At 69.0% G+C, this 14650-nt stretch carries 17 protein-coding genes; 11 read left to right on the top strand and 6 right to left on the bottom strand.

Annotation, left to right across the window (positions count from 1 at the left end; all coding sequences use genetic code 11):
• Positions 1-5: 5 nt before the first annotated feature.
• Positions 6-1322, top strand: coding sequence for a C4-dicarboxylate transporter DctA (gene dctA / locus HW466_RS12605; protein WP_151005821.1), 1317 nt, complete (start codon positions 6-8; stop codon positions 1320-1322).
• Between the two features lie 24 nt (positions 1323-1346).
• On the opposite strand, the gene HW466_RS12600 is transcribed toward dctA, so the two are convergent.
• The 5 genes from HW466_RS12600 to HW466_RS12580 all read right to left on the bottom strand — a co-directional run bounded on the left by HW466_RS12600 (position 1347) and on the right by HW466_RS12580 (position 5081).
• The gene (locus tag HW466_RS12600) at positions 1347-2129 is read right to left on the bottom strand and encodes a substrate-binding domain-containing protein (RefSeq protein WP_059452503.1); all 783 of its coding nucleotides are present in this window, start codon (positions 2127-2129) and stop codon (positions 1347-1349) included.
• 51 nt (positions 2130-2180) lie between these two features.
• Entirely contained in the window at positions 2181-3476 is a 1296-nt protein-coding gene (gene tcuC / locus HW466_RS12595) for an MFS transporter (protein WP_151005819.1), read from the bottom strand.
• Between the two features lie 225 nt (positions 3477-3701).
• Positions 3702-4184, bottom strand: a complete 483-nt coding sequence (locus tag HW466_RS12590; RefSeq protein WP_059768889.1) for a PRC-barrel domain-containing protein — start codon at positions 4182-4184, stop codon at positions 3702-3704.
• Positions 4185-4275: 91 nt separating this feature from the next.
• Complete coding sequence (locus HW466_RS12585) at positions 4276-4707, bottom strand: CBS domain-containing protein (protein WP_151005817.1); 432 nt, start codon at positions 4705-4707, stop codon at positions 4276-4278.
• Between the two features lie 119 nt (positions 4708-4826).
• Positions 4827-5081: a hypothetical protein gene (locus HW466_RS12580; protein ID WP_059505152.1), complete on the bottom strand. Its 255-nt coding sequence runs from the start codon at positions 5079-5081 to the stop codon at positions 4827-4829.
• A gap of 153 nt (positions 5082-5234) precedes the next feature.
• Between HW466_RS12580 and HW466_RS12575 the strand changes: the two genes are divergently transcribed.
• The 10 genes from HW466_RS12575 to ligD all read left to right on the top strand — a co-directional run bounded on the left by HW466_RS12575 (position 5235) and on the right by ligD (position 13301).
• On the top strand, positions 5235-5537 hold the full coding sequence (locus HW466_RS12575; RefSeq protein ID WP_059452504.1) for a hypothetical protein: 303 nt from the start codon (positions 5235-5237) through the stop codon (positions 5535-5537).
• Positions 5538-5739: 202 nt separating this feature from the next.
• The gene (locus HW466_RS12570) at positions 5740-6009 is read left to right on the top strand and encodes a hypothetical protein (RefSeq protein ID WP_060339201.1); all 270 of its coding nucleotides are present in this window, start codon (positions 5740-5742) and stop codon (positions 6007-6009) included.
• The gene (locus tag HW466_RS12565; protein WP_059505150.1) at positions 6006-6317 is read left to right on the top strand and encodes a hypothetical protein; all 312 of its coding nucleotides are present in this window, start codon (positions 6006-6008) and stop codon (positions 6315-6317) included. The genes HW466_RS12570 and HW466_RS12565 overlap by 4 nt, the downstream gene beginning before the upstream one ends.
• 50 nt (positions 6318-6367) lie before the next feature.
• The gene (locus HW466_RS12560) at positions 6368-6679 is read left to right on the top strand and encodes a hypothetical protein (protein ID WP_059452338.1); all 312 of its coding nucleotides are present in this window, start codon (positions 6368-6370) and stop codon (positions 6677-6679) included.
• Positions 6680-6879: 200 nt separating this feature from the next.
• Entirely contained in the window at positions 6880-8313 is a 1434-nt protein-coding gene (gene rpoN / locus HW466_RS12555) for an RNA polymerase factor sigma-54 (RefSeq protein WP_151006831.1), read from the top strand.
• Positions 8314-8382: 69 nt separating this feature from the next.
• Positions 8383-8571 carry a DUF3008 family protein gene (locus HW466_RS12550; RefSeq protein WP_038572123.1) on the top strand — a complete coding sequence of 63 codons (189 nt, stop codon included), beginning with the start codon at positions 8383-8385 and terminating at the stop codon, positions 8569-8571.
• A 54-nt stretch (positions 8572-8625) separates the two neighbouring features.
• On the top strand, positions 8626-8787 hold the full coding sequence (locus HW466_RS12545) for a DUF1328 family protein (protein WP_006767422.1): 162 nt from the start codon (positions 8626-8628) through the stop codon (positions 8785-8787).
• Complete coding sequence (locus HW466_RS12540; RefSeq protein WP_059452340.1) at positions 8784-9170, top strand: DUF3022 domain-containing protein; 387 nt, start codon at positions 8784-8786, stop codon at positions 9168-9170. The genes HW466_RS12545 and HW466_RS12540 overlap by 4 nt, the downstream gene beginning before the upstream one ends.
• A 267-nt stretch (positions 9171-9437) precedes the next feature.
• Positions 9438-10460, top strand: a complete 1023-nt coding sequence (ku, locus tag HW466_RS12535; protein WP_151006987.1) for a non-homologous end joining protein Ku — start codon at positions 9438-9440, stop codon at positions 10458-10460.
• A gap of 24 nt (positions 10461-10484) precedes the next feature.
• The gene (gene ligD, locus HW466_RS12530) at positions 10485-13301 is read left to right on the top strand and encodes a DNA ligase D (protein ID WP_174906082.1); all 2817 of its coding nucleotides are present in this window, start codon (positions 10485-10487) and stop codon (positions 13299-13301) included.
• Positions 13302-13315: 14 nt separating this feature from the next.
• On the opposite strand, the gene HW466_RS12525 is transcribed toward ligD, so the two are convergent.
• Complete coding sequence (locus tag HW466_RS12525; RefSeq protein ID WP_059848817.1) at positions 13316-14638, bottom strand: cation:proton antiporter; 1323 nt, start codon at positions 14636-14638, stop codon at positions 13316-13318.
• Positions 14639-14650: the final 12 nt, after the last annotated feature.

The raw sequence follows: 14650 nt of genomic DNA, 5'->3' as shown, positions 1-14650 counted from the left end.
GCACCGTGAGGCTGGCAACACCGCTTCGTTCGCTGTACGTGCAAGTGCTGCTCGCGATGGCGCTCGGCATGAGCGTCGGCCACTTCTGGCCGTCGGCGGGCGCGGCGCTCAAGCCGCTCAGCGACGCGTTCGTCGGCCTCGTGCGGATGATGATCGCGCCGATCGTGTTCTGCACGATCGTCTCCGGCATCACGTCGCTCGCGAACGGGAAGGCCATCGGGCGCACGATCGTCCACGCGCTGGTGCTGTTCTATCTGCTGACCGCGGCCGCGCTCGCATTCGGGCTCGTCACCGCGTTCGTGATGCAGCCCGGCGCCGGCATGCACGTCGACGTGCGCCATCTCGACGCGAGCGTGCTGGCGCAATACGCGCAGCACGCGCAACCGCGCGGCCTCGTCGCGTTCGCGCTGAGCGTGATCCCGGATACGATGCTCGGCGCGTTCCAGCAGGGCGAGGTGCTGCCCGTGCTGCTGCTGTCGCTGCTGTTCGGGTTTTCGCTGAATGCGTATCCGCAGGCCGGGAGGCCCGTGCTGGCGCTGATCGACGGCGTCGCGCAGATCGTGTTTCGCGTGCTCGCGATGATCATGCGGCTCGCCCCGCTCGGCGCATTCGGCGCGATGGCGTTCACGGTCGGGCGCTTCGGCATCGGCTCGGTCGGCTCGCTCGCGTGGCTGATGGAGTCGTTCTACGTGGCGTGCGCGTTGTTCGTCGCGCTGGTGCTCGCGCCGCTCGCGCGGTTGCACGGCTTCGCGTTGTGGCGGCTGTTGCGCTACATCCGCGAGGAGTTGCTGATCGTCCTCGCGACTTCTTCCACGGAGCCGGTATTGCCGCGGCTGATCGTCAAGCTGGAGTCGCTCGGCTGCGACAAGGGCGTCGTCGGGCTCGTGCTGCCGGCCGGCTACTCGTTCAACCTGGACGGCACCGCGATCTATCTGACGCTCGCGGCCTTGTTTATCGCGCAGGCGTGCGACGTGACGCTTTCCGCGCCGCAGATCGCGGCGATGCTGGCCATCATGCTGCTGACGTCGAAGGGGGCGGCCGGTGTGTCCGGCAGCGGGCTGGTCGCGCTCGTCGCGACGCTCGCCGTGATGCCCGACCTGCCGGTCGCCGGCGTCGCGCTTCTGGTCGGCATCGATCGCTTCATGTCCGAGGCACGTGCGCTGACGAGCGTGATCAGCAACGCGTGCGCGGTGATCTTCGTTTCGATGCGCGAAGGCGCGTGCGATCGTGCGCGTCTTGCGCGGATGCTCGGCGCGAGCGCACCGGCTGGCCCGAACGGCGCCGATGAAGCCGACGCCGGGCCCGGCGGGAAGGCGGTCTGACGCGCACCTTCCCGTCGTTCGTGTTCAACGTGCGGTAACGGAATCCAGGCCGGTCGATTGCACATCCGGCTGCACGTCGGGCGACGCGAGATACTGAAGCAGCGCCTTCGCTTCTTCCGGATGCTGCGCGCCGACCGGGATGCCGGCCGCGAAGCGCGTGACGGACTGCAGCGACTCGGGGATCTTCCCGACGAAGGTGGCACCCTTCACGGGCAGCAGTTCGCTCACCTGCTGAAAGCCGATCTCGTAGTCGCCGTTCGCGACCACGGACGCAACCGGGATCCGCGGGACCATGGTCGCCTTCGATTTCACCTGATCCTCGATGCCGAGCTTCCTGAACAGCTCTCGCTCGATGTAGACGCCGCTCGCGCTGTCCGAGTAGGCGATCGACTTCGCATGCAGCAGAACCTGTTTGAGGCCTTCGGCCGTGCTGATATCGGGTTTCGCCGCGCCGTCGCGCACGACCATGCCGATGCGCGAATCGGCCAGCTCGACGCGCGATCCGGCGATCACCTTGCCTTGCCGGATCAGATCGTCGAGCGCATAGCCGACCATGATCACGGCGTCGGCCGGCTCGCCGCGCGCGAGGCGGTTCGGGATCGCTTCAGGCGATTTGCCCATCGACGGGCCGAGCGCGGTCTCGAGCGTGTTGCCCGTGCGGGACGCGAATCGCGGGCCGAGCAGCTTGTACGCGGCGGTGAAGCCGCCCGAGCTCATCACGTGCAGGTCGGCGGCCTGCACGTTCGCGGCGACCGCCGAAGTGGCGACGAGCGCGCTCGCGCAGAGTTTGAGGAACAGGTTTTTGATGGTCATGGTCTTGGCCGTTGTGAGTCGAAGCGGGTCGTTCGGCATCAGGCTTCAGTGTGCCGGCGTCAGCGTGGCCGTGTGCCGGCGATAGAGGGCGAACGTCGCGAGCAGCGCGCACACCGCGGCGATGCTCATCCAGTAGCCGGGCGCGGCCTTGTCGCCGGTCATGTGAATGAGCGCCGTCGAGATGGCCGGCGTAAAGCCGCCGAACACGGCCGTCGCGAGGCTGTACGCGAGCGAGAACCCGGCCACGCGCACCTCGACGGGCATCACTTCCGTCAGCGCGACGACCATCGCACCGTTGTAGATCCCGTACATGAACGACAGCCACAGAAGCACGAACAGCATGTTGATGAACGACGGCGCATGCGCGAGCAGCGACAGCGCGGGATACGCGGTGGCAATCGCGAGCAGCGTCATGCCGACGAGCAGCGGGCGGCGGCCGATGCGATCGGACAGGGCGCCGCCGATCGGCAGCCACACGAAGTTCGACACGCCGACGCACAGCGTCACGAGCAGGCTGTCGGCCGTGCTCAGGTGCAGCACCGTCTTGCCGAAGGTCGGCGCGTAGACCGTGATCAGATAGAAGCTCGTGGTGGTCATCGCGACGAGCATCATGCCGGCGACCACGACGCCCCAGTTGCGCGCCAGCGTCCCGAAGACTTCCTTCATGCCAGGACGATGCCGGCGCGCCTTGAATGCCTGCGTTTCCTCGAGCTTGCGGCGCAGCATGAAGATGAACGGCACGATCATGCAGCCGACGAAGAACGGCACGCGCCATCCCCACGATGCGATGGTCGACGCGCTCAGCCAGTGATTGAGCGCGAAGCCGAGGCCTGCCGCGACGACGATCGCGACCTGCTGGCTCGCGGACTGCCAGCTCGTATAGAAGCCCTTGCGGCCGGGCGTGGCCATCTCGGCGAGATAGACCGACACGCCGCCGAGCTCGGCGCCCGCTGAAAAGCCCTGCAGCAGGCGCCCGACCAGCACGAGCACGGGCGCGAGCAGGCCGATCGTCGCATAGCCCGGAACGAACGCGATCAGGATGGTGCCGCTCGCCATGATCGCCAGCGTGACAATCAGGCCCTTGCGGCGGCCGACGTCGTCGATGTACGCGCCCAGCACGATCGCGCCCAGCGGCCGCATCAGGAAGCCGGCGCCGAACACGGCGAAGGTCATCATCAGCGACGCGAACTCGCTCGCGGCGGGAAAGAACACGGCGGAAATCTGGGTGGCGTAGAAGCCGAACAGGAAGAAGTCGAACTGCTCGAGGAAGTTGCCGGCCGTCACGCGGAATACCGCGGCGGCCTTCGAACGTCCGGTCGGAAGGCTGGGCGAGGGGTGCATCTGGGTGTCTCCAGGGGAAATCGGGAAGAATGCGCCGGGGAGCGGTCTATTGTGGTTTCGGCAATGTTCGCCTGAAGACGGTCAAACGATAAGTGCGATTTTTGGAAGGATTGATGTCGTATGGTTATCAATCGGGCGGCGCGCTGCGCCGATCCGTCGAAAAGCCCAAAAAAAGCCCCGCATGCGCGGGGCTCGTTGCCTGTACTACCGGCACGTCACGAACGGTCAATGCGGGCCGCGCGTGCGCGGGTCGTTCAGTTCCTCGGTCGGATCGGTGAGCCCGAGCTCGTCGCCCGCGCTCCAGTACGGTGTGCTGCCGTAGAACTCGTGCAGCGGCTCGGCCCATTGCGGGTCGGCCATCGCCGGCCAGTGATCCTTGTCGAAGCCCGGCGCGTTGCGGATCCGCTCGGACGACACCGACAGCAGGAAACACTTGCGTTCGGTGTCGAGCGTGAGCGCGCTCCATGGAATCGCGAGCAGCTTGTCGCCGATGCCGAGCAGGCCGCCGCTCGACAGCACGGCGTAGGCGATGCGGCCCGAACGCACGTCGAGCATGATGTCCTTGATCTTGCCGACGTCGTCGCCATCGGTCGTATAGACCTTGTCGCCTTCCAGCGTGTCGGCCGCCATCACGTCGGGGCCCGGGCCGGCCGCCGTCGCGGCGCCCTTGCCGACGATGCGCGTCTGTCCTCGATCGGAAGTCTGCATGGTTGTCCTCCTGGTTGAGTGGAGCGCGGCCGTGCCCGGGATGGGCCCAGCGGGTCGCGCGGGGTGATCGGACGAGGCGAGGATCGCCCCGTCACGTGCGCTTCCGTTGCGACACGCCTTCGAGCGTGTTCGCGACGTCGTCGCGCGCGGGGCCGGCCGTGCGCGTCGCGATGTCCGCGAGCGACAGCATGCCGACCAGGCGCTTGTCGTGATCGACGACGGGCAGGCGGCGCAGCTGCGCGTCCGCCATGTAGTGCTGGATCTCGTCCAGCGAATCGTCCTCGAAACACCATTCGATCGGGCCCGACGCCACTTCGTGGATCCGCGTCTCCGGCGACTTGCCGGCCGAGATCGCGCGCACCGCGAGATCGCGGTCCGTGACCATGCCGATCAGCCGGTTGTTGTCGCACACGGGCAGCGCGCCGATGTCGTAGCGCTCCATCAGTTGCGCCGCATGACGGATCGAGTCGGTCGGCGCGATGCGCACGACGTCCTGCGACATGATTTCGTTGACGCGATGCATGAAGTTCTCCTTGCGGTTTGAAGCGGGGCCGTGCAATTCAGCAAGCGGCGTGCCGTTGGCGTGCCGTTGGCGCGCCGTCCGGCACGCGCGTTTCGTCCGTTTCGTCGAATCGCCGGCGGTCATTCGTCGCGGCGCTTGCCCGGGTCCTGCCAAGGGCCGTCGTCGTGCGTGCCCGGCGGCGTGTCCGGTTCGATGCGCGTGACGCCGCCGGTGGCCGGCGGGTCGCTCGCGGGAAACGTGTCCTCGAGCTGCTTGTCGATATGCCGTTCCGAATGACGCGTTTTCGTGCGGTCCTGGTCCTTCAGCGGCGGCGACGGGTCGGGATGCGGTTCGTGCGCCGGCGCGTCGCGGCCGGAACGGGTCGAATCCTTCATGGCGGGGCTCCGTGTCGGTGACGATGGGCCACTCACAGCGCAACGGCCGTGCCCGCTGCACCCGCACGGCACGCGACTTGCCGCAACGGTGTCGACCACGACGACACGCTGCGCCACGCGCGCGTGCACACGCACATCAAACGGGAGGGCACGATGACGATTCCGAAACGGCGGCCAGGAGTGCGCTATGAAGTCAACATTTGCGGCGGAGGATTCGAGTCGGTGAAGAGCCACTTCGTCACCTGGAAACAGGAGCCGCTGATTTACCGGCCGGAGCGCCGCATGTTCGAGGGCAAGGCGGACGTGCGGCCGCTCGACGAGACGTTCGGCTCGACCGAGCCCGCGCGCTTCGCGTTGCAGCGCGCGTGCGAGCCGGCCGATCCGTACGCGCTCGCCGCGCGGGTGCGCGACGACGATCACGAGCTGTGGCTCGTGATGGCCGCCTACGACGCGTAGCGCGATGGCCTTGAAAGAATTGCAGCGCGCGGTGTAGCGAAGACACGTCGCACGGCGCGGCGGCCGACGCGCATGCACGTCGACGCGCGGCAGGCGATGCGAGCGGCCGGCACGCGGCTTGCGGACTTCAGCGCATCGCGCACCGGGCGCCAAGCGCGCGGCGGCGCGATCCGATTCCACCAGAGGACAGCACAACGCCCATATGCCCATGATCCGAGACGCAACCCGAAACCCGGCCCGGTCGCTGCACCGGCCCGACCCGCCGATGCCCGACGTCGAACCGGATCCCGAACCGCCCGCGCCGGACGACCTGCCGCCCGGCACGCCCGAGCCGTATCACGATCCGGAAGGCGATCCGCCCGCGCGGCCGCCGCCGGAACGCGAGCCGCCGACGCGGGAGCCGCCGATCCACGTGCCGCCGACGGGCATACCGCCAGTGGCGTTCACTCGATCCACGGAGGGGCCACGATGAGCATCCGCGTGAAACCCGGCATGCTGCGCGACGTGGCCGAGACGCTCGGCCGCCATTTCGAGGCGCGCGCGATGCCGTTCCACGTCGAGGAGCAGCCGGCCGGCGCGCTCCATATCGGCTTTCGTGTCGACGGTCATCCGGCGTCGCTGACCGTCACCTTCGACACCGACGCGTTCGCGGCGCTCGAGCAGGCCGGCACCGAGCGGCAACGCGGCGCGCTGGCACGCGTCGCCGCCGAGTTCGACACGATGATGGCGCGCCGCGCGCCGACCGCGTATGCCGGCGATTTCCATTTCAACCGGCTCTGAGCCGTGTCGCCACGGCCGGCCCGGTGCCGTCGACTCAACGGAGGATTCCGATGAAACCGATCCAGTCGATGCGTGTGGGCGCCTGTGCGTTCGCCGCCGCGTGCGCGCTGGGCGCATGCACTCAACCGCAGGGCACCTACGGCACGCGCGGTGCGCCGCCGGCGCCGCCGGACGGTCATGGCGCGTCGCCGACCACGACGATGCCGGACGCGAATACGCGCTACGACACGCGCCCGTCGCCGCAGAACACGATGCCGGCGGGCGCGGCCGGCGGCGAGGCGCCCGACGTGCCGCCGCCGGGGCCGAACGGTGTGCAGGGCGGCCCGACGACGCCGGGCACGCCGCCGCCGATGCAGTACTGAGTGCGCGGGACGGCGCGCGTGCGCCGGCGCGAATGCCGTGCCCCTAACTTGCCGGCACTTGTAAAAAAGGCGCCACCGGGACGCGCCGCACAGGGGGTACGAACCCGCCAGAGCCCCGACAGACGGCGCTTTGCCGCCTTGGCATGGAAGCTGCGTAATTTCGTTCGAACGCAATTTCGCACACTGTCAGGAGGGCATCGATGTCCGTCACGCTTGCGCTCCAGATGCGACAGCATCTGGCACTCACGCCGAGGCTTCAGCAGTCGCTTCGCCTGCTGCAATTGTCTTCGCTCGAATTCCAGCAGGAATTGCGGCAGGCGCTCGACTCGAATCCATTTCTCGAAGATGGCCAGGGCGATGACGAAGTCGCCGCCGACGCGCCCGTACCCGCCGTCGAGGCGGCGGCGCCCGATCCGGCGCCCGAGCGCGACGACGTGCGTCCGCCCGACGGCGAGATGTCGTACACGGCCGCTCCGGCGCCGCGCGGCACGAGCCGCCAGGGTGACGACGCGAGCGACCTGTCGCCCGGCGAGTGGATGGCGGCCGAGCCGTCGCTCCACCAGCAATTGCACGACGCGCTACGCCTTTATCCGTTGAACAAGCGCGACCGCGAAGCGGCGCGCATCGTGATCGACGCGCTCGACGAGGACGGCTATATGCGTCAGGAGCTGGGCGAGCTGCTGGTTGCGGCCGATCCGGCGCTGCTGCTGTCGGAACAGGATCTCGCGGTCGCGCTGCGCCTCGTGCAGATGCTGGACCGCCCGGGCATCGCCGCGCGCTCGGTGTCCGAATGCCTGGTCCTCCAACTCGATGCGATTCCGGCCGGCACGCCGGCGCTCGCGGAGGCGAAGGCGATCGCGCGCGACCATCTCGAACGGCTCGCGCGGCGCGAGACGGCGGAAATCCAGCGCCGCCTCGGCTGCAGCCAGCAGACGATGCAGGCCGCGTGCGCGCTGGTGCGCACGCTCGACCCGCGTCCCGGCAATCATTACGGCAGCGCGCGCGGCGACTACGTGATACCCGACGTGATCGTGCGCCAGGTGCGCGACGAATGGATCGTGACGATCAACCCGGCCGTGCTGCCGCGCGCGCGGTTGCACGAGCGCTACGCGACCTTGTTCGCACAGTCGAGCGGCGAGCGCGATTCGCCGCTCGGCCAGCAGTTGCAGGAGGCGCGCTGGCTGATCCGCAACGTGCAGAAGCGCTTCGACACGATCCAGCGCGTCGGCGAATGCATCGTCGCGCGGCAGCGCGATTTCTTCCGCTACGGCGAGATCGCGATGAAGCCGCTCGTGCTGCGCGACATCGCCGAGGAGCTCGACCTGCACGAATCGACCGTGTCGCGTGCGACGGGCAACAAGTACATGGCCACGCCGCACGGCACGTTCGAGTTCAAGCATTTCTTCCCGCGCAAGCTGGAAGCAGCCGGCAAGGGCGTGTGTTCGGCGTCGGCCGCCAAGGTGCTGATCCGCGACATGATCGCGTCAGAGCGCCACACCGATCCGCTGTCGGACGTCGCGCTCGCGCAGAACCTCGCGGGGCGCGGCATCCTTCTTGCGCGTCGGACGGTGACCAAGTATCGCCAGGCGATGAAGATTCCGCCCGCCGAACTGCGCCGGCGCGACGCCGCATGACGATACCGTCCGAACCGCGCGCGGCCCGCTGAACGGGGGGCCGTGCGCACCACCGAGAGGAGGAATGCCATGCCAGCCAAGTCCCAGGCCCAGCAACGCGCCGCAGGGGCCGCCCTGTCCGCGAAGCGCGGCGACACCAAGATGAAGGACCTGAAGCCGCCTTCGAAGTCGATGGCCAAGTCGATGAGCGAAAAGGAACTCGAAAAAATGGCTTCGACGCCGACCCACGGCAAACCCAGGCACAAACACGATTCCTGATCGGCGGCGAAACGCGTCGACGATCGTCGTTTGTCAGGACTCCAGGAGGAATTCATGCTTCGATACGCCATCATCTTCTTCATCATCGCGATCATCGCGGCCGTGTTCGGCTTCGGCGGTATCGCGGCCGGTGCGGCCGAGATCGCGAAGATCCTGTTCTACATCTTCGTCGTGATCTTTCTGGTCACGCTGCTGCTGGGGGTCGTGCGCCGATGACGGTCACGCCCGACCGTTCGCAGCGCATCGCTGAACTCGAAAGTGCGCTCGCGAACGGCTTTCCGTCTCAGTCGACCCTCGTCGTGCACGCGGACGATGCGTCCGGGCGGCTGACGATCCAGGTGTCGTGGGTGCGGGTGCCGGCCGAGGCGAGCGCGCGTCAGTGGCGCTGCGTGGTGGACTTGCGCTTCGAGCCGGACGTCCTCGCGCGTTATGCGTCGCTCGGTGCCGCCGACCGGTTGCGCGTGCGCACGCATGTGTGCGACATGGCGCGACGCGCGGTGGATGAAGAGAAGCCGCGCGTCGAGGACGCCGAGATCGAATGCAGCGTCGCGCTCGACGTGACGCGCGAGGAACTGGATCGCGCGCTGAGCGCGCCCTGACGTCGCGGCGGCAGGCTGCCGCGACAACGCGGCGAGCCGCCGCGGCGTGCGCCGCGCGGCTCGTCCGCGTTCCGTGACGGCTCCGTGCGCGCCGCGACGCGGTCCCGCGTGCCGCCGTCCTTCACCGAACCGATATGACGAGGACGCGCGCATGACGAAGCTCCGCGAGCCGGCCATCGGCCGCAACCCGACGGCACGGCACCATGCGGGCGCCGCACGGCGCAGCCGGCTCGCCCGGCGCGCATGCAAGCGGCAAGGAGGACAGTCATGGCACCGCGGATGATCTGGAAAGGTGCGATCAGTTTCGGGCTCGTTCACGTGCCCGTGCAGCTCTTTCCCGCGACGCGCACCGTCAAGCCGTCGTTTCGGATGCTCGACAAACGGTCGATGGATCCGATCGGCTACCGGCAGATCAACAAGCGTACCGGCAAGGAAGTCACGCGCGAGGACATCGTGCGCGGCTACGAGTACGAGAAGGAGCGCTATGTCGTGCTGACCGACGACGAAATCCGCGCGGCGAACCCCGAATCGACGCAGACCGTCGACATCCTGACCTTCGTCGACGAGGACGCCGTGTCGTTCCTCTATCTCGACACACCATACTATCTCGTGCCGGACCGCAAGGGCGAGAAGGTCTATGCGCTGCTGCGCGACGCGCTGAAGGACAGCGGCAAGATCGGCATCGCGCTCGTGGTGATGCGCGACCGCCAGCATCTCGGCGCGCTGATTCCGGTCGGGCCGCTGCTCGCGCTCGATACGCTGCGCTGGCAGGATGAGTTGCGACCGCTCGACGAGCTGTCGGTGCCGGCCGAGGACGCGAAGCGCGCGGGCGTGACCGCGCGCGAGCTCGGCATGGCGAAGAAGCTGATCGAAGACATGGCCGGCAAATGGACGCCCGACCAATATCACGATACGTTCCGCGACGACATCCTCGAGCTGGTCGAGCGCAAGGTACGCGCGGGCAAGATCGAGGAGATCGAGGAGCGCCCCGCGCAGACGAGCCGTGCGGCGACCAACGTGGTCGACCTCACCGAATTGCTGAAGCGCAGCCTGAAAGGCGGCGGCGGAGCGCGTGCGGCCGATCTGCGCGATGCGGGCGACGAGGACGAGAATGCAGACCGGGCGCCTTCGTCGTCGCGCGACAGCGGGCGCCGCAAGCCGGCTTCGAAGACCGCCGCGAAGGGCGCGGCCGCGAAGACCGCCGCGGCGAAACGATCGCCCGCGAAACGCGCCGCGACCGGCGACCATGCGGCGAAGAAAACGACTGCGCGCCGCAAGCATGCCGCATGACGCGGCGCGAAGCGAGGTGATGTCATGCCCGGCAAGCTCGATCCATATCGCCGCAAGCGCCACTTCGGCGAGACGCCGGAACCCGAAGGCGCGCACGGGCGTCGGCGGGCGAAGGCGAAGGCCGATGCGCAGCCGGCCGCTCGCGCGCGCGCGCGTGCCGGCCATCCGCTGCGCTTCGTGATCCAGGAACATCATGCAAGGCGACTGCACTATGACTTCCGGCTGGAACTCGACGGCACGCTGAAGTCGTGGGCCGTGCCGAAGGGGCCGAGCCTCGATCCGTCGGTGAAGCGTCTTGCCGTGCATGTCGAGGACCATCCGCTCGAATATGCGTCGTTCGAAGGCGAGATTCCGGCCGGGCATTACGGCGCGGGGTCGGTCGTCGTCTGGGACGAAGGCACGTGGACGCCCGACGGCGGACTCGCGCAGGCACGCGACGGCTATCGCGCGGGCAAGCTGACGTTCCGGCTCGACGGCGAAAAGCTGCACGGCGGATGGGCGCTCGTGCGCAGCGGGCGCCAGGAGGGGCGGCAGGAGCAGTGGCTGCTGATCAAGGAGCGCGACGACGATGCGCGCGGCGCGGACGAGTTCGACGTCGTCGGCGAGCGGCCGGGGAGTGTGCATGACGGGGCCGGGCGGGCGGCGCGGGTGGATTCGAGCGGCGGCTCGAAGCGCACGCGTGCGGCGCCGCGCGGCCGCGGCGACGAGGCCGGAAAGCACGACGCGCGCGGCGCACGGCATGACGGCCGCGACCGCGCTCGAGACGACCGCGATCGCGCGCCTGCGGATCCGTCCGCGATCGAAGGCGCGGTGCGCGCGCCGTTGCCCGAGCGCGTCGCGCCGCAGCTCGCGACGCTGGTCGACGGTCCGCCGCACCAGGGCGACTGGCGCTACGAACTGAAATTCGACGGCTACCGGATCCTCGCGCGCATTTCCGGCAAGGGCACGCGCCGGCACGTGAAGCTGATGACGCGCGAAGGTCGCGACTGGACCGCGAAGCTGCGCGCGCAACGCGAGGCGCTCGCGGCGCTCGCCGTCGACGACGCATGGCTCGACGGCGAGGCCGTCGTGCTCGGCGCGAACGGTCTTCCCGATTTCCAGGCGCTGCAGAACGCACTCGGTGCGGGACGCTCGGATGCGGTCACGCTGTTCGTATTCGATCTGCCCTATCTCGACGGCCACGACTTGCGCGACGCACCGCTCACCGCACGCCGCGCGCTGCTCGAACCGCTGCTGGCCGACAGCGACGCCGCACGAGTGCGCTTTTCGCCCGATCTCGGCGACGACGTTGCGTCGCTGATCGCGAGCGCATGCGATACCGGACTCGAAGGGCTGATCGGCAAGCGCGCGGACTCGCGCTATCGGGCGGGACGTTCGCCCGCATGGATCAAGCTCAAATGCAGGCGCCGGCAGGAGTTCGTGATCGGCGGCTACACCGAGCCATCGGGCAGCCGTCACGGCTTCGGTGCGCTGCTGCTCGGCGTGCACGAACCGGCGCCGGGCGGCAAGCGCACGCGCGGGCCGGCACCGCTGCGCTATGTCGGGCGGGTCGGCACGGGCTTCGACGCGCGCATGCTCGACCGGCTTGCGTCGATCCTGCGCAAGCACGAGCGCGATACGGCGCCGTTCGATCCGCCGCCGCGGGAGCGCTCGCGCACGCGTCTGCACTGGATCGAGCCGACGCTCGTCGCCGAATGCGAATTCGCGGAGTGGACCGGCGACGGCATCGTGCGGCAGGCCGCATTCATCGCGTTGCGCGAGGACAAGCCGGCCACGCAGATCGTCCGCGAAGTGCCGAAACATGCGAATACGGAGGTGGCGATGGATCAACGTCAGACCACGCACGACGACAAACACCGCGCGAAGCACGCGTCGCACGACGCGAATGGCCGCGAGCACCCCGCGCGTTCGCGCGCATCCGCCCGCACGACGGGCAGCGACGATACCGGCCCGGACCGCCTTGGCCGCGTGCGTATCACCCATCCCGACCGCGTGCTTGATCCGGCCAGCGGCACACGCAAGATCGATCTCGCGCGTTACTGGCAATGGGTCGCGCCATGGCTGCTGCCGGACCTGAAGGGGCGGCCCGTGTCGCTGGTGCGCGCGCCTGGCGACATCGCGGGCGAGCTGTTCTTCCAGAAGCATGCCGAGCGGCGCGAGATTCCGTTCGTCACGCAGCACGCCGGGCTCGATCCGGGGCACGGTCCGCTGCTGTCGCTCGACAGTGTCGACGCGCTGCTCGGCGCGGCGCAGATGGGCACGATCGAGTTGCATACGTGGAATGCGCATGCGTCGAACATCGAACGGCCGGACCGGATCGTGTTCGACCTCGACCCCGATCCGGCGCTGCCGTGGAGCACGATGATCGAGGCGGCGCAACTCGTGCGCGGGCTGCTCGACGAGCTGGGGCTCGCGTCGTTCTGCAAGACGAGCGGCGGCAAGGGCCTGCATGTGGTCGTGCCGATCACGCGGCACCTCGGCTGGGACGACGTGAAGGACTTCTCGCGCGCCGTCGCGCAGCACGTCGCGGCCGCGTTGCCCGACCGTTTCACCGCGACGATGGGCCCGCGTCATCGTCGCGGCAAGATCTTCATCGACTACCTGCGCAACGGTCGCGGCGCGAGCACGATCGCCGCGTATTCGACGCGTGCGCGGCCGGGGATGGGCGTGTCCGTGCCGCTGCGCTGGGACGAAGTGCCCGGCACGACCGGCGGCGCGCAATGGACGATCGACACGCTGCATGAACGCCTCGACCGGCTCGAGGGCGACCCGTGGGAAGGCTACGACGACACGCGGCAGCGCATCACCGCGCAGATGCGCGCGCGGCTCGATGCATCGTGACGTCGCCCGCGCGGTCAGCGTCGACGCTGCTGCAGGCGGTAATACCAGTCCATCAGCGGCGTCGCGGACACGCCGTGCGCGATCACCGATGCCGACACCACGGCCAGCACCGGCGCCGCGAGCGGGCGCACCGCGCTGGCCGGCCCGTGTTCGAGCGCGAACAGCAGGTAGTAGAACGAGCCGATCCCGCGGATTCCGAACCACGCCATCAACCGCCGCTGCGCGTGGGTCGCGCGCGAGCCGGTCAGCGTCAGCAGCACGGCGAGCGGCCGCACGGCCACGAACAGCACGACGGCGAGCCCGATCGAGCTCCACGTCAGGAGCGGGGCCGACAGCGTCGCGAGCACGCTGCCGATCATCGTCATGATGAGCGCCTCGGCGATCCGTTCAAGCTCGATCGTGAAGTCCAGCACCGATTCGGTCATGAACGCGTGCACCTTCTCCGGGTGCTTCTCGGTCGCGACCACGTCTTCCGAGTCGATTCGACCGATCACTTCGCGCGGTCGCCGGTCGCCGCTCGCGCGATGCTCGACGCGTCGCATCGCGACGCCTGCGGCGAACGTCGCGATGAAGCCGAACGTATTCGCGAGTTGCGCGGCGCCGAACGACAGCACGATCAGTGCGAGCGCGAAGAAGCCTTCGAACCCGAGCGCCTGGGCGTAGCGGGTGCGCAGCCAGCCGATCGCCTTGGTGGCGGCCGCACCGAGCAAGCCGCCGATCGCGGCTGCGCCCGCGATGCCCCACAACACGGCAAGCGCGAACGCGCCGGTGAGCGCCGGCTGCGCGTGCGGCGTGCCGGGCGCGCCGCACAGCGCAAGGCCCGCAAGCGCGAACGGCAGCGCGATGCCGTCGTTCAGCCCGCCCTCGCCGGACAGTGCGAAGCGCACCAGGTCCCGGTCGCCGGGATCGTGCACCTGCACGTCGTGCGCGAGCACCGGGTCGGTCGGCGCGAGGATCGCCGCGAGCAGCAGCGCGGGCCCCCATCCCAGCCCCAGCGTCAGCACCGCGCAGCCGGCGAGCAGCGGCACGGTGACGACCATCGCGAGCAGGCCGAGCCGGCAGGGAACGAGCCACAACTTGTCGGACAGCGGCACGCGCAGGCGCAGGCCGATCGCGAACAGCGACACCAGCAGCGCGACCTCGACGATCTCGCGCAACAGCGGCGCGTCGCGTTCGATGTCGAGATGCAGGAGCCCGGCGCCGGACGGGCCGAGCGCGACGCCGAGCGCGAGATAGATCATCGCGCTGCTGCACGGCAGGTGACGTAGCGCCGACGTCGCGACGCCCATGCTCATCAGCACCGCGCCGATGATCAGATACCACAGCGTTTCATGCATTGCGTGCTGGCG

It is taken from the genome of Burkholderia territorii (assembly GCF_902833055.1).
In the GTDB taxonomy this organism is placed as follows: Bacteria; Pseudomonadota; Gammaproteobacteria; order Burkholderiales; family Burkholderiaceae; genus Burkholderia; species Burkholderia territorii.
Note: the sequence above shows the minus strand (reverse complement) of the source record. Positions and strands in the feature narration are given on the sequence as shown.